General features: G+C 59.6%; 20 protein-coding genes. 3 read left to right on the forward strand and 17 right to left on the reverse strand.

All coding sequences use genetic code 11. The features are described from left to right. Positions 1–31: 31 nt before the first annotated feature. On the forward strand, positions 32–1,462 hold the full coding sequence (locus ACYP2Q_RS18345; RefSeq protein ID WP_459731832.1) for an aminotransferase-like domain-containing protein: 1,431 nt from the start codon (positions 32–34) through the stop codon (positions 1,460–1,462). A gap of 110 nt (positions 1,463–1,572) precedes the next feature. Here the strand turns inward: ACYP2Q_RS18345 and ACYP2Q_RS18350 are convergent, their stop codons facing one another. The 10 genes from ACYP2Q_RS18350 to ACYP2Q_RS18395 all read right to left on the reverse strand — a co-directional run bounded on the left by ACYP2Q_RS18350 (position 1,573) and on the right by ACYP2Q_RS18395 (position 10,864). Further along, the gene (locus ACYP2Q_RS18350; protein ID WP_459731833.1) at positions 1,573–2,373 is read right to left on the reverse strand and encodes an N-acyl homoserine lactonase family protein; all 801 of its coding nucleotides are present in this window, start codon (positions 2,371–2,373) and stop codon (positions 1,573–1,575) included. A gap of 14 nt (positions 2,374–2,387) precedes the next feature. Next, on the reverse strand, positions 2,388–3,347 hold the full coding sequence (locus ACYP2Q_RS18355; protein ID WP_459731835.1) for a diiron oxygenase: 960 nt from the start codon (positions 3,345–3,347) through the stop codon (positions 2,388–2,390). 65 nt (positions 3,348–3,412) lie between these two features. Further along, entirely contained in the window at positions 3,413–4,171 is a 759-nt protein-coding gene (locus ACYP2Q_RS18360) for a TauD/TfdA family dioxygenase (protein WP_459731836.1), read from the reverse strand. A 21-nt stretch (positions 4,172–4,192) separates the two neighbouring features. Further along, positions 4,193–5,065, reverse strand: a complete 873-nt coding sequence (locus ACYP2Q_RS18365) for a branched-chain amino acid aminotransferase (protein WP_459731837.1) — start codon at positions 5,063–5,065, stop codon at positions 4,193–4,195. A gap of 31 nt (positions 5,066–5,096) precedes the next feature. Continuing rightward, positions 5,097–6,449, reverse strand: a complete 1,353-nt coding sequence (locus ACYP2Q_RS18370; protein WP_459731838.1) for a KamA family radical SAM protein — start codon at positions 6,447–6,449, stop codon at positions 5,097–5,099. 32 nt (positions 6,450–6,481) lie between these two features. Then, a complete protein-coding gene (yfcF, locus tag ACYP2Q_RS18375; protein WP_459731839.1) occupies positions 6,482–7,126 on the reverse strand; it encodes a glutathione transferase in 645 nt (214 codons plus the stop codon). 200 nt (positions 7,127–7,326) lie between these two features. Beyond that, positions 7,327–7,812, reverse strand: a complete 486-nt coding sequence (locus tag ACYP2Q_RS18380) for a cupin domain-containing protein (protein WP_459731840.1) — start codon at positions 7,810–7,812, stop codon at positions 7,327–7,329. A gap of 84 nt (positions 7,813–7,896) precedes the next feature. After that, on the reverse strand, positions 7,897–8,391 hold the full coding sequence (locus tag ACYP2Q_RS18385; RefSeq protein ID WP_274073907.1) for a RidA family protein: 495 nt from the start codon (positions 8,389–8,391) through the stop codon (positions 7,897–7,899). Between the two features lie 49 nt (positions 8,392–8,440). Beyond that, complete coding sequence (locus ACYP2Q_RS18390; RefSeq protein WP_459731841.1) at positions 8,441–9,721, reverse strand: ATP-grasp domain-containing protein; 1,281 nt, start codon at positions 9,719–9,721, stop codon at positions 8,441–8,443. Positions 9,722–9,763: 42 nt separating this feature from the next. Next, on the reverse strand, positions 9,764–10,864 hold the full coding sequence (locus ACYP2Q_RS18395; RefSeq protein WP_459731842.1) for a hypothetical protein: 1,101 nt from the start codon (positions 10,862–10,864) through the stop codon (positions 9,764–9,766). Positions 10,865–11,012: 148 nt separating this feature from the next. On the opposite strand from ACYP2Q_RS18395, the gene ACYP2Q_RS18400 reads away from it, so the two are divergent. Both ACYP2Q_RS18400 and ACYP2Q_RS18405 read left to right on the forward strand, forming a co-directional pair. Further along, a complete protein-coding gene (locus ACYP2Q_RS18400) occupies positions 11,013–12,431 on the forward strand; it encodes an aminotransferase-like domain-containing protein (protein WP_459731843.1) in 1,419 nt (472 codons plus the stop codon). A 331-nt stretch (positions 12,432–12,762) separates the two neighbouring features. Continuing rightward, entirely contained in the window at positions 12,763–13,041 is a 279-nt protein-coding gene (locus ACYP2Q_RS18405) for a DUF3077 domain-containing protein (RefSeq protein WP_459731844.1), read from the forward strand. A 60-nt stretch (positions 13,042–13,101) separates the two neighbouring features. Here ACYP2Q_RS18405 and ACYP2Q_RS18410 read toward each other — a convergent pair whose 3' ends face one another. The 7 genes from ACYP2Q_RS18410 to cyoA all read right to left on the reverse strand — a co-directional run bounded on the left by ACYP2Q_RS18410 (position 13,102) and on the right by cyoA (position 18,736). After that, complete coding sequence (locus ACYP2Q_RS18410; protein WP_459731845.1) at positions 13,102–13,416, reverse strand: helix-turn-helix domain-containing protein; 315 nt, start codon at positions 13,414–13,416, stop codon at positions 13,102–13,104. Next, the gene (locus tag ACYP2Q_RS18415; protein ID WP_274073911.1) at positions 13,413–13,757 is read right to left on the reverse strand and encodes a toxin; all 345 of its coding nucleotides are present in this window, start codon (positions 13,755–13,757) and stop codon (positions 13,413–13,415) included. The genes ACYP2Q_RS18410 and ACYP2Q_RS18415 overlap by 4 nt, the downstream gene beginning before the upstream one ends. Before the next feature lie 147 nt (positions 13,758–13,904). Further along, on the reverse strand, positions 13,905–14,792 hold the full coding sequence (gene cyoE, locus ACYP2Q_RS18420) for a heme o synthase (protein WP_459731846.1): 888 nt from the start codon (positions 14,790–14,792) through the stop codon (positions 13,905–13,907). A gap of 11 nt (positions 14,793–14,803) precedes the next feature. After that, positions 14,804–15,139, reverse strand: coding sequence for a cytochrome o ubiquinol oxidase subunit IV (cyoD, locus tag ACYP2Q_RS18425; RefSeq protein WP_102669136.1), 336 nt, complete (start codon positions 15,137–15,139; stop codon positions 14,804–14,806). Continuing rightward, positions 15,140–15,763: a cytochrome o ubiquinol oxidase subunit III gene (locus ACYP2Q_RS18430; RefSeq protein WP_110746966.1), complete on the reverse strand. Its 624-nt coding sequence runs from the start codon at positions 15,761–15,763 to the stop codon at positions 15,140–15,142. A gap of 3 nt (positions 15,764–15,766) precedes the next feature. Beyond that, positions 15,767–17,797: a cytochrome o ubiquinol oxidase subunit I gene (cyoB, locus tag ACYP2Q_RS18435; protein ID WP_459731847.1), complete on the reverse strand. Its 2,031-nt coding sequence runs from the start codon at positions 17,795–17,797 to the stop codon at positions 15,767–15,769. A gap of 3 nt (positions 17,798–17,800) precedes the next feature. Further along, positions 17,801–18,736 carry a ubiquinol oxidase subunit II gene (cyoA, locus tag ACYP2Q_RS18440; protein WP_046820452.1) on the reverse strand — a complete coding sequence of 312 codons (936 nt, stop codon included), beginning with the start codon at positions 18,734–18,736 and terminating at the stop codon, positions 17,801–17,803. Positions 18,737–19,213: the final 477 nt, after the last annotated feature.

Here is a 19,213-nt window from a genome sequence, read left to right on the forward strand (position 1 = left end):
AGACCTCAGTGGTGCGACTGCTGAGGTCATCATGAACACGCTTCCCTTGTACCGTCAGTTGGCCAACCACTACCTGGACGCGATCCGCAGCGGCACCCTGAAAACCGGCGAGCGCCTGCCCTCCATCCGCCTGATGATGGAAAAACACGCCGTCAGCCTGTCCACCGCCGTGCAGGTCTGCCGCGAGCTCGAGGACTACGGGGTACTGGAAGCCCGACCGCGCTCGGGCAATTACATCCGCCAGCCCGACACGCCGACCAAAGCCGTTGCGATCAGCCTGCCGCCGCCGTTGGATACCGGCGTCTATGTCGGCATCCATGAGCAAGTGTCAGCGGTGCTCAAGGCCAGTCAGCGCGCGACGGTCAAGGTCAACCTCGCCAGTCCCTACTGCGCCCCGCCGCTCTACCCGCTGAAGGTCTTGCAGGACAACATGATCAAGGCCTTGCGCCAGGACCCGCATCTGTTCGACACCAGCAGTGCGACCAGCGGCCACAGTGCCCTGCGCAATGTATTGGCCCGTCGGATGCTGACCGCCAAGACTAATCTGACGGCCGAGCGCATCGTGATCACCCACGGCGCGACCGAAGCGATCAACCTGGCCTTGCGCGCCGTGACCCGCCCCGGCGATACCGTGGCCGTGGAGTCGCCGACCTTCTACGGCCTGCTGCAAATTCTCGAAAGCCTCAACCTGCGGGTGCTGGAAGTCCCGGCCTCGACCCATGCGGGGATTGACCTGCCGGCCTTGGAACAGCTGCTGCAAGGGCCACAACCGATCAAGGCGCTGATCGTCATGCCCAACCTGCACAATCCGCTGGGCAGTATCATGCCCGACGCCCACAAGGCGCGACTGGTGAAACTCTGTGCCGAGCACGAAACGGTACTGATCGAGGACGACACCTACGGCGACCTGGTGGACACCGAGCAACCGCTGTCCACCCTCAAACACTGGGACCGCACCGACAGCGTGATCTATTGCGCTTCGCTGAACAAAACCCTGGCCCCGGGCCTGCGCCTGGGCTGGATCAGCGCCGGGAAATGGCACGACCGCGTGGAAATGCTCAAGCACACCCAGACCCGTGGCTGCGAGAAGCTGTCGCAACTGGCGGTCAGTGCGTTCATGGCCACGCCTTCCTATGAACGCTACCTGCGGCGCCTGAGAAAAACCCTGACCCAGCAGCGCCGCCAAATGAGTGCGGCGATCCTGCGCTACTTTCCCGAGGGCACCCGGGTGACCAGCCCCCGGGGCGGCACGTTGCTATGGGTGGAATTGCCTGCGCAGTATTCGTCCATGGCACTGTTTCATGACGCGTTGAATGTCGGTATCCAGATTTCACCTGGGGATATCTTTTCCAATACCCGACGTTTCCATCACTTTATGCGCATAGGTTGCGGAGCGCCGTATTCACCGAGGATCGACGAGGCGCTGCAAACCCTGGCCCGCCTCCTCAAAAACCAGGGCTAAACACACCCCCTGTAGGAGCTGGCTTGCCAGCGATAGCGTCAGCACATCCAGCATTGATGTGCCTGACACACCGCCTTCGCTGGCAAGCCAGCTCCTACAGGGGTTGCGTGTTACAGGGGGGGTTGGTGCAGGCAGATGATATGCGGGTCGTCATTCCAATGCGGGAAACGCTCGGCAATCAGCGGATCGTGGCCGGGGATGACGTGGTCTTCGCTGTCGGCCAGGCGATCGATCTCGCTGAAAGCTTCAAGGCTTTGCGCCAGGTCATCGATGATCGGAAACGGGCTGCGCTGGCGAATATTTATCCACAGGTGCGCCGCGTCCGAAGCCAGGACGATCCAGCCGCGTTCGGTGTGCACCCGCACCACCTGACTGCCCGGTGTGTGCCCGCCCACCGCGTGCAGTGTCACGCCCGGCAGTACCTCGACCGTACCGTTGTGCAACCGCATCCGCCCCTCGAACAGCGGCGGCAGCGCCGACATCACGTCCTCGACCTCATAGGTTTTGTTCACCGTGTGATGGGCCATCTTCGGCCCGGTGCAGAAGCGCAGTTCCGCTTCCTGCAAATGCACCGTGGCCCCGGGAAACAGCCCCAGGTTGCCGGCATGATCCCAGTGCAGGTGCGTGAGGATCAGGTGCTCGACCTGCGCCGGATCGATGTCCAGTTGCCGCAGGGAATCCTCCGGCAGGCGATACATCTGACGGTTGCGCCGGTCCGCCGTGGCCGGTTGAAAACAGGTGTCGACCACGATCACCTGGTGCTCGTTGCGAATCACCCAGAAGTAGTAGTCCAGGGGCATCGGCGCATTCGGATCGCCGCAGCAGGCGTCGTAGAGAAAGTTCTCCCGAGCGGTTCGCTGCGCGTTGGCGCCGACCCGGATGGCGAACACTTCGTACAGGGGAACGGACATGATCACCTCCGGGTTCAGGCAGCTGCGGTGGCTTTGAGGGTCGGACGGAAATCGAAGTCGATCTGCTCGCTGATGCCCAGGTCCTGCGCCAGCTTAAGCAGGCCACTGTAGTCACGCATGATCGTCGCGTTCTTGTTGCTCTCGCGGGTGTCGGCGATGATCGACTCGGCTTCCTTTACACCGAGCTGCGTGAGGATCGCCTCCCACATCGAATAGTCCTGGGCGATAAAAGCACTCAATGCCACCGACAGGTGACGGGCAAAAAACCCCCGCTGTTCGGGCTGCATGTTGGCGTACATCACCTTGGCCACTTCGGCCAGCACCTTGCTGTGGGCGTATTCGTCGCGGTTGTGCAGTTCGGCCACGCGGCGGTTTTGCGGCTGGATGGTCTGGTCATCCGCCAGCAGGTCGAGGTAGGCATTGACGCTGATCTCGGCCACCACCGCGAAGGTGATCGCCGCCAGGTCGCGCTGCCATTGCTCGGGCAGTTGCTCACGCAGGGCCTTGAGGCGCAGGTAAGTCACCGAGGGCGGCAAATCCAGGTCCTGGTCGAGGGCGCGATCGACCTTGGTCCGCTCGATGGCACGCAGGTGCATGAGCGTGTGGTAGTGCTCATCGATCAGGGTCTGCTGCATCGCCTCGCGAAAATGCCAGTCGTCCTTGCCCAGGTACTGATGGGCGATGACGCTCAGCGCCGGGTTCACCACGTGCTCCTCGGCGGTGACGGTGCGCAGGTTGTAGCCGATCCAGCCCCAGGTCACCACCTTGCTCTTGAGCTCTTCGCTCAAGGCCTGGAATGTCGGGTGATGGAAAAACGGCACCATGCACTCCGGGTAATCCGGGCGCGCCGGGTCGAACACTTCATTGACCTGGCCCCTGTCCGGCGCACACACCCCGGCGCGTTTGGTCCAGGCCTGATTGAGCCGCACGATCAGTTGGTGATCGACCTGGGCAATCTCGATTGCTGTTTGCATGACGCAATACCTGTAGAACGCGTACCCGCCAGGGGTACGCGGAAAAAAGAAGGGCGACGGAAAAATCAGGCCAGCCAATAGCGGGTCAGGTTGCGCGCCGGGTCAGTGTATCGGCTGCGGGCATGAATCATCCGCCAGTTGTCCCAAATCAGCAGGCACCCGTCGGGAATCAGAACCGGGATGTTGTGTTCGAGGAAGTACGCTTCACCCAGCGCGGCAAACCTTGCCAGCGGCGTCGTGCTGTTGGCCACTTGCGATTGCAGCAACGCCTCCTTCGATGGATTCACATCGCCGTAGTGAAACTGGTTGTAGCTGAAGCGGAATATGTCGCCGTCCTCGGTGGGGGTCAGGATGTATTCCCTGACGCGGGTTTGCGAAGGCTCCCCGGGCTTGGCGGTGGCGACGAATTCCACCGGCGTGTCATCGAGCCACTCGCGCAGTTGCGGCTCGGTTCGCTCAAGCGACTTCAAGAACTCATAGCCGTCCACCAGCCCCGTATGCCCGCCACCGCACGTCGCCTGTGTATGGCAATGCAGCGCCAGGTAACGCGGCGGCGGGCCATACACGGGCGCCTCGGTGTGCGGGCCGATGCCGTTCATGCTCTGGGAATATGGCAAGTCCTCGTAGCCCGGCTTGCGGGTGATGGCGAACGCCACCTGGCCATTGAACTGCGGAATGATCGGGCCGAACTCATGCAGTGTTCCTGTTACATCGTGGGCAAATTCCCCCGGGGTCAGCACAGTCCAGCCACGACTCGACAACTCTTCATGGCGATGGCCCAGCGAAACATAAGGTGTGGACGCAACAATCCCTTGATTTGACATGGTGAGTTTCCTGGCGGTTTATCAGGCGTTGACGGTTGAGGTGTAAGCGGCAATCAGTTCACTGCAGGCGCTGCCCGGTCGGTAGCGCTGTTCATCGATGCTCTGTACCGGGGTGATTTCTGCGGCGGTGCCGGTGAGAAAACACTCGTCGAAGTCGCCCAGTTCCGTGGGCAGGATCGTGCGTTCGATGACCTGGTAGTCCAGCGCCCGGGCCAGCTCGATGACGGTCTGGCGGGTAATGCCATTGAGAAAACAGTCCGCGGTCGGGGTGTGCAATGTCCTGCCCTTGGCGAAGAACACATTGGCACTGGTGGCCTCGGCGACGTGGCCGCGCCAGTCGAGCATCAAGGCGTCGTGGTAGCCGTTTTTTTCCGCGTCGTGCTTGCTCAAGGTGGCGATCTGGTAATGCCCCGACGCCTTGGCTTCGAAGGGGCTGCTGCTGGGTGGCGGACGGCGCCACGCGGCGGTCTTCAAGCGGATGCCGGCCATGCGCGCCGCCGGGTCGAAATAGCTCGGCCATAACCAGCAGGCGATCGCCACATGCACACGATTGAAACGCGCCGACGTGGAAATCATCTCGCTGCCGCGCCAGGCCACCGGGCGCAGATAGCCGTCGCCCACCTGGTTGCGTTGCAGCAATTGATGGCTGGCCGCTTCCAGCTCGGCGGGTTCGAAGGGAATGGCAAAATCCATCAGCTGCGCCGAGCGATACAGCCGCTCAGTGTGCTCGCGCAACTTGAAGACCTTGCCGTTGTACACGCGCTCGCCCTCATACACCGTGCTTGCGTAATGCAGGCCGTGGCTCAGCACATGCAGGCGCGCCTGGGACCACTCGACGAACTCGCCATCGAGCCAGATCCATCCTTCGCGCTGATCAAACGGGATACCGCTCATGTCCTTGTCTCCCCAATGATTAAGTGTCGTCCTACGCCGTTTGCAGCAGGACCGGTATCAGCTGCGGCGCAGGCGCCAGCAACAGCTCTGCCTCTGCCTGAAAGAAAAAAGCGCGTTCGCCGAAGGCCGGGCGCAGCTCGTCGAACCAGGTCGCCTGCGGATCGAAGCGCGCATAGAAGGTGCGCAATACCCACGACGGGTCACGGGCCTGGAGGAACTGCAACACGAAGACTTTTTCCCCGGCGACGGTCTCGATGCCGTTGATCAATACCTTGCCGTAGAAGGTGCTCATCGACGGCCCGCGCACCGTGCGCGCCAGCCCCGACACCGTGCGGTACGCCGCCTGGAAAATCTCGAATGCCCTGGCCAACGGCATCGCGAAATAGTGGCTGGGGCCGGTGTCGCGCTCGACGAACATGTAATAGGGCACCGCACCGAGCCGTACGCCTTCGGTCCAGAGTTCCGCCCAATCGGCGGGGTTTTCGTTGATATGGCGGATCACCGGTGCCTGCATGCGCAGGGTCGCACCCGTGGCGCGAATGCACGCGATGGCCTGCCGGGCGATGGCCGGACGGATCTCCACCGGGTGGTTGTAGTGACCCATGAGCGAGAGGTTCTTGCCCGTCGCGACGATCCGCCGGAACAGCGCCAGCAGCTCGGGCGCATCCTTGTCGCTGACAAACCGCTGCGGCCAGTACGCCACCGATTTGGTGCCGATGCGGATGTTCTGGATATGCGGCAGATCCAGGAGCGGTTCGATGTATCCCGCCAGTGAGCGGGTGTTCATGATCATCGGGTCGCCCCCGGTAATCAGCACGTCAGTGACGTCGGTGTGGACCTTCAGGTAGCTGACCAACTCCTGGGATTCCCGGGCGTTGAACTTGAGCTCTTCCTCGCCGATGAACTGCGCCCAGCGGAAACAGAAGGTGCAGTAGGCGTGGCAGGTCTGGCCGGCACCGGGGAAAAACAGCACGGTCTCGCGGTACTTGTGCTGGATGCCCGGCAGGACCTTTGCGTCGAGCGTCACGCCGTTGTGCGTCAGTTGCCCGGCCGGATGGGGGTTCATGCGCAGCCAGATCGCCTCGATCCGCCGCTTGATCGCGGCGGCGTCATCCTCTTCGATCAGTTGCTTGAGCGAGGCGTATTCCTCCGCCAGCAACATGTCCTTATGGGGAAAGGTCATGCGGAAAATCGGATCGTCCGGGATGTTGTTCCAGTCGATCAGCGTTCCCAGCACGTATTCGTTGGTACGAAACGGCATGACCCGCGCCACGACTGTCATGGCTTCCTGCAAGGCAGGCGTCAGCTTGTGCCAATACGGCGTGTCGCGAATGGTGCGAGCGTTATAGGGTTTGTAGCGTTCGTGCTCCGACAGTCCTTGCATGGCAGCGCTCCTGATGATTACCCTGACAATTGCTACACGATGGCCGGCGCTTTGCGCTCTATGTCCATCCAGGCCCGAACGCTGTCGCGATCCCACTGGCGGCGGACATACGCCACGAGCCGCGCCGGGACTTGATCGCCATGGGCGACCAGTCGGTTGAGCATGATCGCCAGATCGGTGTCGGCAATGCTCCAGTCGCCGAAGAGGTGCTCGGCGCCCTCCTCCAGCAAACGCTCGGCGACGAAGAACAGGCGTTCAACGGCGGCCTTGGCATCGTCGGAGAGCGGCGCGAGTTGCTTGCCGAAGTACACCAGGTCGAACGGGCGCTCCTTGCGCACCACCAGCAAATCGCTGCGCAGCCAGGCCTGAAGTTGACGGGCCCGGGCGCGCTGCTGGAGGTCCTGAGGGAAGAGTCTGGTATGCCCTGGAGCGAGCTCCTCCAGGTACTCGGCGATGGCCGAAGACTCCGACAGCGCAAAATCTGCGTGAACTAAGGTGGGAATTTTGCAGGTCAGGGAACTATCACGATATTTATCTTGATAGTTCTCACGGACCTTTAAATCCAGCGTAATAAGTTCAAATGAAAGTTGCTTCTCCTTGAGTGCCACAAATGCCGACATCGCAAATGCGCTGACAAAATCCGCGCCAACATAGAGTTTAAGCTTGTTGCTTTCCATAGAACGCTCCCTTGAACTAAACACATAAATCCGTTGCATTCGAGGCGATCGTAGTAAGTTGATCAGGCGCTGAATAGATACAGAAAGTGTCCGTTTGCATCGATACAGATGGCAAATTGCCAGAGGGCATCGCGGGTACAGCAGAAATGAAAAAGGGAGTCCGCGAACGCGGACTCCCTGGTGGGTAACGGAGGGGAAAATTACAGCGGGCGGGGGATCAGGCCAACGTTGTCGTTGAAGTTGGCCAACAGCAGCGCCTGGGGCATGTTGCTGATGTTGAGCATGGCCAGAGGCTCGGTGGCGCTGGTGTTGACGAAGCCGTGGCGGGTCCAGGCCGGCACCAGCAGCACGTCACCGCTGCCGACGCCTACTGCCTCGGCATCACCCAGGGTCAAGGTGCCGTTGCCGCTCTGGATGATGAACAGGTGCCACCACGCATGGTCATGGCCGCTGAGCGCCGCGCCCGGTATCAACCATTGCATGGACACGGCCATTCCGGGGGTCAACGAGCAACCCTGGAGGCTGCTGTCGTGGGCCAGCGCGACAATATCGACATCGCTGGCCTCAAGGCGCTTGCGCATACCCGTTAGTTCAACATCCTTCCACACCCGTGGCTTGATGGGTTGTTGAACCAGACTTTGGCGAAAGTCCTTATATGAAAAAAACGCACCTTGAACGTTATTCATGTTCGGGTTCCAACTTATTCTGCCGAGTTGAGTCATCCGACCTTAGGCGAACATTTAATCGCTGTAAAGCCGAACAACTCAGACTTATAACGCAGAAGGTCGCAACGCCACGATCATGTCCACTTCCACTGCCGCGTTTTTTGGCAACTGATAAACGCCGACGGTCGTGCGAGTATGTTTGCCGGCATCGCCCAGTACATGACTGAAAACATCCGAGGCACCGTTGGCCACTTCGCTGAGGTCGACAAAGTCCGCAGTGGATTTCACATACACCGAGACCCTGATCAGCGACTTGATCTTGTCCAGCGAACCGATGGCGTCGACGATCAATGCCAAGCCGCGCATCGCGCAGAGACTGGCGGCCGCTTGCGCATCCGCCATGTCGAGGTCCAGGCCGACCCGCCCGGGGTATTGGATCTTGCCGTTCACACGCGGCACCATCCCGCTGATATGCAGCTCATCGTGGTGACGAATCAGCGGTGCGTAATGCCCGCCCACGCTGTTTTCGCCGTAGATGTCGTAGTCGAATTCCTTCGCCAGCGCGATGAAGCGCTCATCACAAGTCATGTGCTCAATCATTTACCCAACCTCTTGATCAATACTGCAAAAAAACTTCGATCCCTGATACTCAACACAGCATCCGTGCAGGTGGCGCCAGGCTAGTGATCCCGATGCTCGACTCCACGGCCTCGGCCAGGCGCAACAGGTCATTGCTGAGCTGTGCGTAGTCTTCGTTGAACAACACGATGTGACCGATGAACGAGAAGTTGTCTTTCACCAGCGCGCTGACCGCATCGCCGATGCGCTTGGTCACCACCGCCTCCACCAGATCGATGTCCAGAGAGCGGGCCAGGGCCTGGATGTCCGGCACATCGCGCAGGATGCCGCCAGTGCTCGCCCGCAGCAGGCGTATGCCGCAATAGCCGCGTGGCACCGGCTCGCGGCTATCGACCTGGCCTTCCACGGCCCAGCGCACCCAGCGCTCCCACGGGTCGAAATCGACGAATGCCTGGCGCGCCAGGTCCCAGATGTGCATGCCACCGGGGCGCATGTTGGTTTCAACGGCCGAGGTGCGATGGTTGGCCCGGTAGAACACTTCGTTGTGCCAGGCACCGTTGTCCTGGGAAACCAACCCTGCCATGTGCTGGCCGGCAGCCTTCAGTCGAGCCTGTACTTCAGGCGCCAACGGGGCGGGCACCACTTGCTGGATCTCGGCGCGGTAGGCTCCTTCGGTGGTGGTTTTTTCGGTGATCCAGGTACTTCCAGCGACATAGTCCCAGCTGTATTCACGGGCGTTCTGGATCAGCTCTTCCAGCACGATGCCGCCCTCGCGATAAGGCTTGAGTGCCTGCCACGCATCGTCGCATTCGGACGGGTGACGGATGACCCGGCAGCCTCGACTGGCACCTTCGCAGGCGGGCTTGATGAACGCCTTGCCGCCCAGTTCGATCACGCGCTGGCGCAGTTCCGGCAGGCTCTCGATACGAGTGGAAAGCACTGGCCGGTAGTCTTCGGGCGCCGTGCTGGCCGTCGCTTCGAGCTGGCGGAAAATCTGTTTGTCCAACCCCGCCCGCGCCTCGGCAATCGTTATACCGGGCAAGCCGAAATGACTGGCCAGCGCCGCGCCGAGCAGCACGCCACGGTCAGAAAACGGCAGCACGCCAATCAGCTTCCAGCGATCGGCGTTCAGGCACCCCACCACCAGCTCGAGGGAGGCCGCTACATCCTGCTCGGCCAGCGAAGTGCTGCAGACGTGATCCGCCACCTGATCGTCATAGGGCTGGATCTGCTCGACCAGCAGGATCAGCCTGGCGTTGTATAGCGACTTGCACAGATCGCGCAGCTTCTGGATATCGTGAACCCGACTGCCGTTGTACCCCACCACTACTACGCATGAAGTCGTATTCATAAAGCCCCCGACTTGCAAAGTGAAAACCGAAACAGCGATGACTCAGTCGTGCAACGACGCAATGGATTGCCGGTTGAGCCAGTACCAGACCAGGATCCCGCCGGCGCCGATGGCAGCCAGCACCAACGCGTTGTAGGGCGGTGGCGCGACCCGCATGATCAACACGGTCAACCCTGCGCCGACACCCAGGGACACTTCCTTGACGAACATGTTGTTCTGCTTGACCGAGAAATAATCGAGGTGACTGAAGGCGCATTCGGCGATGGACAGCAGCGCCACCCAGACCAGCGCGCCGACCAGGGTATCGACGTGGAACGCGGCAGGCGAAGACAGCACGGCAAAGCCGCCGACGATGATGCCGATCACCGTCAGCACCTTGAAGCGCCCGGTGCTCTCGATCAGCCTCATGACCGGCACTTGCGCGAAGACCACCACGGCGCTGTTGAGGATCAGCATCAGGCCATACCAGGCCGGCAGCTCGCCGGTCTTGAGCAGGATCGCCTGCGGCAGGATCGAGAACACGCCGAACAGCTTGATGCCCATGATCACGCCGGCGATGACCCACGGCAGTTTGTTGCGCCAGCCGCTGCCTTCCTGGCTGGCGGGCCGGGCAACCACGGGCTCGCAGGTGAAGGTCGCGCCCATGGCGATCGGCAGGCACAGCAGGACGAAACCGGCGGCGCCGAGGAAAAACAGGGTCGGGGTCAACAGCGGCGACAGCAGGATCAGCCCTGCCAGCAGGCTGCCCATGTTCATGGCGACACGGTTGTAGGCGGCGCCCTCCTTGGTCTGGGCCGCTTCGCTCTTGATCAGGTAGCCGGCAATCGCAATGCCATAGGCAAACAACGCCGCGGCAAACATGACCACGCCCTGGTTGCGGGTGACTGCCAGCAACACCAGCCCGCCGGCGGCGCACAGCAGGGTGACGCTCAGGGAGCGGCGACCGAGTACCAGCAGGGTCAACGGCAACAGCAGCAACAAGGCCCGATATCCCAGGGCCAGGATGCTGTTGGTGGCGGTATCGAGCCAGACGTTGGCCTTGCCCAGCACCGCAAACAGCGACACGGCGGTGATGATGCGGATGGTGAACAAGCGCAGGTTGATGACCGGCTTGGCCGCGACGACCGTTGTTTCGACACTCATGCAACACCTCACGAACCTGGTATCGATCGACCGCCATAGGTCGACCCTCCAGAAACTCTGTAAGGCGATGGTAGAAAGAGATGCTTGTCTTGGTCAGAGCAAGTTCGTATAGAATCAAACGAACTTTACTGCCAGAGAGACCAGTAAAATGCAGGCTCAGCGAGCAGTGATCGCCGCTATCGAGTTCCAGCCGGGTGTGCCGCTGGTGCAGCAGATCGTCGATCAGTTGTCGGTGGCAATCACCAAGGGCGGCCTGCCCCACGGCTCAAGGCTGCCACCGATTCGCGAACTCTCGGACCTGATGCACGTGGGCAAGTCCACGGTGGTCGACGCCCTCGACCGCTTGCGCGCCAAGGGCCTGGTGGTATCACGCCAGGGCTCGGGGCATTACGTACACCGTTCCAGCACCACCCTGCAGACCAGTGCCGGCCCCGACCTGCTGCCCCAGGACACCCTCAGCGTGGTACGCCGCGCGGTGCTGCTGGACAATGGCGCGCTGCGCCCGGGGGCCGGTTTCCTGCCGTCCTCGTGGTTGCCTGCCGAAGAATTGCTCAAAGCCGTGCGCGGCACCCTTCGCGCCACTACCCTGCGCATGGGCGAATACGGTAACGCCAGTGGTTACCTGCCACTGCGCCAGGCCTTGCGGGTGAAGATGGCGACCCTGGGCATCGAAGCGCCGGTGGAGCAGATCATCACCACCGCCAACACCGTACAAGCCATCGACATGCTGATGCGCCTGCTGGTCAAACCCGGCGACACGGTGCTGCTCGACGACCCGTGTTATTTCACGATGCACACCAACCTGGCCTGGCACGGCGCCAAGGTCATCACCATCCGCCGCGATTGCGACGGCATGGACCTGGACGCATTCGAGCAACTGCTGATCGCCCATCGCCCCGTGCTGTACATGACCAACAATGCCCTGCACAACCCGACCGGGCACTCGTTCACCTCGGCGCAGGTCTACCGCCTGGTGGAACTGAGCCATCGCTACAATTTCCACATCCTCGAAGACGACCTGTATTGCGACATGCAGCAACGCCGAACGCCGCGCCTGGCCGCGAGCGGCCTGGACAACGTGTCCTACGTCTCGGGCTTCTCCAAGACCCTGACCGCCAACAGCCGCGTCAGCTTCGCGGTGCTCTCACCGCAACTGGCCGCGCGGATGATCACCCTGAAAATGGCCTGCGGCGGCATGACCTCGGAAATGGCCGAGCAGATCATCTGCACCATGCTCAGCGACGGCAGCTATGCCAAGCACATGCGTCGCACCGTGGACCGGCTTTATGAGTCGAACAGCCGGGTGGCGGCGTGGCTCGGTGAAGCCGGGTGTTCGGTGTCTTCGCTACCCGGCGAAGGGTTATACATCTGGACGCGATTGCCGGATGGATACGATGCCGAAACCCTGGCCCGCAAGGGATTGGAAATCGACCTGGTGCTGGCGCCGGGGACCATGCTCAGCAAGGCGGCGGATGGCAATCAGTTTCTGCGATTTAACGTGGCGCACAGTGATCACGTGCAGGTGCGGGAGCGGTTTTTCCGCTTGCTGGATAAACCACACAAATAACTGACTGTCTTCGATCCTGTGGGAGCGGGCTTGCTCGCGAAGAGGGCGTTATATCCAGCATCAATGTCGCCTGAAACACCGCTTTCGCGAGCAAGCCCGCTCCCACAAGGATCCTGCGGCGCTCAATCCCATCCCGGCCAACACAAGGCCACGATTGTGCATTCCGATATCCACACGCTAACTTCGACCCGTCGCTGCCAATTCAGCGACCGGGCCTGATAACGAACGTGGTAGCTCTCAACTCGATATGGGAGCTTTACTCATGAATGCTATTGGTCTGTCCGCTTCAAACGTCATTCACCACCTACCAACCAGCAGGAGGTGAAGCCCAATGACCATTCCCCAAGATCTGAAAACCATCGGCCTCACCCCCTTCTCCTATCACGCCAACGAACCGCTGTTTCGCATCAACGCCGGTGTCCCGTTCATCTCTGCCCTCTCCCACGCCTCCGATCTGCTCCACCTCGCCAAACTACTCGCCTCAGACGCCGCCACGGTCCGCGACTCCGACCGACATGACTGGGCCTCGCACTTTCTGCAGGACATGAGCAAGGCAATCATCGATGACGTGGTGAAAGTGCTCGATGCACCGTGCAACAACCGCGCATAAATGAAAAAGCCCCGGGTTTCTTTCGAAACTCGGGGCTTTTCAAGTGTTCGCTAAGCTCGATCAAACCACTGCCAGTCGATCAACCATATCCGGGAATTTCTCCACCAATCTGATCAACAAGGCTGCCTGTGCATTAGGCTTCGACTTTTCCTGTTCCCAGTTTCTCAAAGTACTGGGGCTGGTTCGAATCCGCTTGGCAAAAACGGCCTGGGACATGTGTAACTTTTCCCGTAACGCGACGATTTCTCGCGCCCCTACCTCGGGGGCCGGAATGTCCCCCACCGTCGTGTTGCGCAACGTAATCTTGCCTTCGCGTTGAGCCGCCATCTCATCAACGCCCTGCATCAACTCTGCAAACAGGTCGCGTTTTTTCATGGGGTACCTCGTTTTTTCAACTCTGCTTCTATGGCTTTCTTGAGCGCCTTCTCTTGCTCGGCAGTCAAATTCTCAAGCTCATCTTTGTCATAAATTGCAAACATCCAGAACTGACCATCATTCATAAGCCAATAATAGATAACCCGCAAGCCACCTCGCTTGCCTTTACCTCGACGCCCATCCGCCCAACGTAGTTTCCGGAAACCGCCTGTTCGAGGCATCACATCCCCAGCTTGCGGATCGAGCTGCATATGGGTTTGCAGCGCTCGATACTCATCGTCCGTCAGATAATTTCCAACGGTAGCAGTGAAGGACGTGGTTTCGAAGAATACGGTTCGTATGCGCAAACTATAGGCAAGTTGCCTATAGTCATGCAACCGGCGAATCATCTTCCTGACGAACCGTCTTTTCGAATCCCTATTCCCAAATCCAACAAAAAACCCCGCTCTTCTCTCGAAGGCGGGGCTTTTCTTTACAGCATCGGACGCTTAAGGCGCGTACGTCAGCAACAACTCTGCCGGCACTTTGAAGTCCAGGGACATCATCACGCTCAACGCGGTAATGGTGAAGATCGAGAACACGAACAGCTTGCGTGCCCAGACCGTGTCATCCACTGCCTTGTAGCCGGTCCAGGCCATGTACAACCAGTACATGCCCATGGCCGCGGCGACAGCGAGGTAGCTCATGCCGGCGTAGCCGCTGAAGGTCAGCATCAAGGTCGCCACGAGGAAGGCCAGGATGTAGATCAGGATGTGCTTCTTGGCCACCTTGATTCCGCGCTTCACTGGCAGCACCGGAATCGATGCGGCCAGGTAATCGTTGAAGCGGAAGATCGCGATGGCGTAGGAATGCGGCATCTGCCACAGGCTGAACATCACCAGCAGGGTCAGTGCGGCCATGTCGAAGGTGTTGCTGACTGCGACATAACCGATCACCGGCGGCATGGCGCCCGACAGACTGCCCACCAGCGTGCCGTGAACCGACTTGCGCTTGAGGTACAGGCTGTAGAAACCGACGTAGATCACGAAGCCGATCACCGCGAACAGTGCGGCCAACGGGTTGGCCACCTTATACAACAGGGCAACGCCGGCGACACCCAGGACGGTCGCGTAGACCAGGGCCAGTTTCAGGGAGATGAGGCCCTGGACCAGCACGCGGTTCTTGGTGCGTTCCATCTTCAGGTCGATGTCGCGGTCGATGCAGTTGTTGAACACGCAACCGGAGGCAACCACCAGGGACGTGCCGATCATGGCGGCCAGGAAGATGGCCAGATCGACATGCCCTTTGGAGGCCAGGAAAAATCCGCCTGCCACAGAAAGCACGTTACCGAAAATGATCCCCGGTTTGGTGATTTGGATAAAGTGCTTGAGGGACATGCGGACTTACCTCACTTCGCCATCATGAACGTGTGGATGCTGAACATGATCCACAGCGACAGGCCAACCAGCAGGACGATTACGATCGCGGCGAACACAAACGCAATCACGTTGTTACGCTGCGCGGCCGAACGGTCCAGGTGCAGGAAGTACACCAGGTGCACCAGCACCTGGACGATCGCGAACGCGAGGACGATCAACAGGGTGATCGACTTCGGCAGCGTCGGGTACATCACCAGACCGAATGGAATGACGGTCAGGATCACCGACAGGATGAAGCCGATGGCGTACGACTTGTAGCTGCCGTGACCGGCGTCGTCGTGGCCATGGGAATGTGCATTAGCCATTTACATAGTCCCCATCAGGTAAACAACGGTGAATACGCAGATCCACACGACGTCCAGGAAGTGCCAGAACAGGCTCAGGCAGCTCAGGCGGGTCTTGTTGGTCGACGTCAGGCCGTGCTTGTTGACCTGATACATCATGATCGCCATCCAGATCAGACCGCTGGTCACGTGCAGACCGTGGGTGCCGACCAGGGTGAAGAACCCGGACAGGAAGCCGGAACGGCTAGGGCCGAAGCCTTCGGAGATCAGGACGTGGAACTCGTTGATCTCCATGCCGATGAAGCCGGCGCCGAACAGGAAGGTCATGGCCAACCAGCCCAGGACCTGCTTCTTGTTGCCACGGTAGAACGCCAGCATGGCGAAGCCGTAGGTGATCGAACTGAACAGCAGCAGAGCGGTTTCGCCCAGTACGTATGGCAGTTCGAAGATGTCGTGGCCCGAAGGGCCACCCGCTACGTTGTTAACCAGTACCGCGTATACCGCGAAGATCGACGCAAACAGAATGCAGTCGGTCATCAGGTAGAGCCAGAAACCGTATACGGTCATCTCGCCCGAGTCGTGGTGGTGGTCATCGTGCCCATGGTCACCATGGGCGTGTCCAACATTGGTCACTAAGTTCGACATGGTTTAAGCCTGTTCCAACGAGGTTTCAACACGGGTGGCGGTGGCCGGGATTTTCCCTGCCGCTACCAGACGCTTGTGCTGCTCGGCTTCGATGCGCTCGATCGTTTCAACCGGGACCATATAGCCCTGGTCGTCACGTGCAGCGTGGATCGCGAAGTAGACGACAGTGCCTACCAGGCTCGCGATTGCCAGCCACCAGATGTGCCAGATCATCGCGAAACCGAACACGGTCAACAGAGCACCCATGACCACACCGGTCGCGGTGTTGTTTGGCATGTGGATCGGCTCGTACCTGGCCGGAGCCTTGTACGCAGTGCCGTTTTCCTTGGCTTCGGTGAACGGGTCGATGCAGTCAGCCTTAGGCAGCACAGCGAAGTTGTAGAACGGAGGTGGCGACGAGGTCGACCATTCCAGAGTGTGGGCATTCCACGGGTCACCGTGTTCGCACATGTTCTCTGGCTTGTTGCGGTCACGCACACTGACGTACAGCTGGATCAGTTGGCAGGCGATACCGAAGGCGATCATCACCGCACCGAACATGGCGACGTACAGGTACGGCACCCACTCAGGGTTGGTGGTGGCGTTCAGACGACGGGTCATGCCCATGAAGCCCAGTGCATAGAGCGGCATGAACGCGACGAAGAAGCCCGAGATCCAGAACCAGAACGCTGCTTTACCCCAGCCTTCGTGCAGCTTGAAGCCGAACGCTTTCGGGAAGTAGAACGCGAAACCTGCGATGTAGCCGAATACCGCGCCGCCGATGATCACGTTATGGAAGTGCGCGATCACGAACAGGCTGTTGTGCAGAACGAAGTCAGCACCCGGGATGGCCAGCAGTACGCCGGTCATGCCGCCGATGGCGAAGGTCACCATGAAGCCCAGGGTCCACAGCACTTGGCTGGTGAAACGCAGACGGCCCTGGTAGATGGTGAACAGCCAGTTAAATAGCTTCACACCCGTCGGGATGGAAATCAGCATCGTCGCCAGACCGAAGAAGGCGTTGACGCTGGCACCCGAACCCATGGTGAAGAAGTGGTGCAGCCAAACCATGAAGCCCAGTACCGAGATCGCGCCCGAAGCGTAGATCATCGAGTGGTGGCCGAACAGTTTCTTGCCGGTGAACGCCGAGATCACTTCCGAGAAGATGCCGAATGCCGGCAGGATCAGGATGTAAACCTCAGGGTGGCCCCAGGCCCAGAACAGGTTGACGTACATCATTGGATTGCCACCAAGTTCATTGGTGAAAATGTGGAAATCCATGTAGCGGTCGAGGGTCAGCAGTGCCAGGGTAGCGGTCAGGATCGGGAACGAAGCCACGATCAGCACGTTTGCCCAGGTGCAGGTCCAGGTGAAGATCGGCATGTCCATCAGCTTCATGCCAGGGGTACGCATTTTCAGCACGGTGGCCAGGAAGTTGACCCCCGTCAGCGTTGTCCCTAGACCCGATAGCTGTAGCGCCCAGATGTAGTAGTCCATCCCCACGCCAGGACTGTATTGCAGGCCCGACAACGGCGGATAGGCAACCCAACCGGTCTTGGCGAATTCGCCGACGCCCAGGGACAGGTTGATCAGCACCACGCCGGAAACCAGCAGCCAGAAGCTCAGGGAGTTCAGGAACGGGAAGGCAACGTCACGCGCGCCGATCTGCAGCGGCACTGCAAGGTTCATCAGGCCGGTGAAGAATGGCATCGCCATGAAGATGATCATGATCACACCGTGGGCGGTGAAGATCTGGTCATAGTGTTCAGGTGGCAGGTAGCCAGGCGAACCCTCGGTGGCCATGGCCAGCTGGGTACGCATCATGATGGCGTCGGCAAAGCCGCGCAGCAGCATGACCATGGCGACGATGATGTACATCACGCCGATTTTCTTGTGGTCGACCGAAGTCAGCCACTCGGTCCACAGATAGGTCCACTTCTTGAAATAGGTGATTGCAGCGAACAGCGCCACACCACCGAGCGCGATCATGGCGATGGTTATCATCACGATCGGTTCGTGGAACGGCACCGCTTCCCAACTTAATTTACCAAACATCGTTTACTCCTCTGCCCCGGCAGCTGAATGCGAGTTCATGTCCGTAGCGGCCACTTCTTTCTCTTTCTTCTCGTGCTTGACCTTAGGACCAGGTTTCATGCCTTCGTACTTGTCGACGATGATCTGGAACAGGTTCGGCGTCACCGAGGAGTAGAGCTCGACTGGGTTGTTCTGGCTCTGCTTGGAAAGGGCTGCGTATTCAGCTTGTTCAAGCTGTTTAGGTGCCTTTTTGACTTCACTTACCCAGGCGTCGAAATCTTCCTGGGAAGTTGCGATCGCTTTGAATTTCATACCGGTGAAACCGGCACCGCTGTAGTTGGCGGAGATGCCGTCCATTTCAGCGTTGCGGTCGGCGATCAGGTGCATTCTGGTCTGCATGCCCGCCATCGCGTAGATCTGGCCACCCAGGCCCGGGATGAAGAACGAGTTCATCACGGCGTCGGAGGTGATCTTGAAGTTGATTGGCGTGTGCGCCGGGAACACGATCTTGTTGACCGTGGCAATGCCTTGTTCCGGGTAGATGAACAGCCACTTCCAGTCCAGCGCGACCACTTCGATGGTCACCGGCTTCACGTCGGACTCGATCGGACGGTACGGGTCCAGCTCGTGGGTCGACTTGTAGGTGATGTAACCCAGGGCGATGATGATCAACACCGGAACAGTCCACACCGCGATCTCGATCTTGGTGGAGTGGTTCCATTTAGGCGTGTAGGTCGCCTTGGTGTTGGAGGCGCGGTATTTCCAGGCGAACAGGAAGGTCATCACGATGACCGGCACCACGACCAACAGCATCAGCAGCGTGGCGGTGATGATCAGGTTTCGCTGTTCCAGGCCAACCTGGCCCGTGGGATTGAGCAAGGTCATGTTGCAGCCTCCCAGCAACAACGTGCCGAGCAGCGGCAATAAGCCTAGTAGTCTGGGGTACCTGTTTTTACTCATCTCACGACCTCTAAAGCAGCTTGCGCAATGCAGTTGGGTTTTGATCGCCAACACTTCACCCTGCCAAGGGTTGGCATTTTTCTTGGATTGAATAAGGGCTTGCCCGTCTAGCGTCAGAGGCGTTTCGACAAATCCTGGGCCAGCGGTGAGTTCTTATTCGAATTCGTGGTCAAAGGCCTTGTTACAGCCCAATTCCATTTGGTGCGGATAGTTGGAGGCACCGACACCTGGGCATCGCATCAGACCAGAAGGCCTCACGACACCCTCGTGCCACTCATGCACCAGAGCCTGGGTGAGCAGTGCCGGGAATTCAGTGCGGGCGATTGTAGATATGTAGCGTTTTATAAACCATGTCTTATCCCGAAATAATTTTTATCCCTGACCGCAACAATCCTGACCCAATTGTGTAAAAGTGGCGCATCTTATCGAAATTGATTCTCAACAAAAACACCAAAAATAGTAGGGCTACCACCCGCA

This window comes from Pseudomonas sp. MHK4, assembly GCF_054600775.1.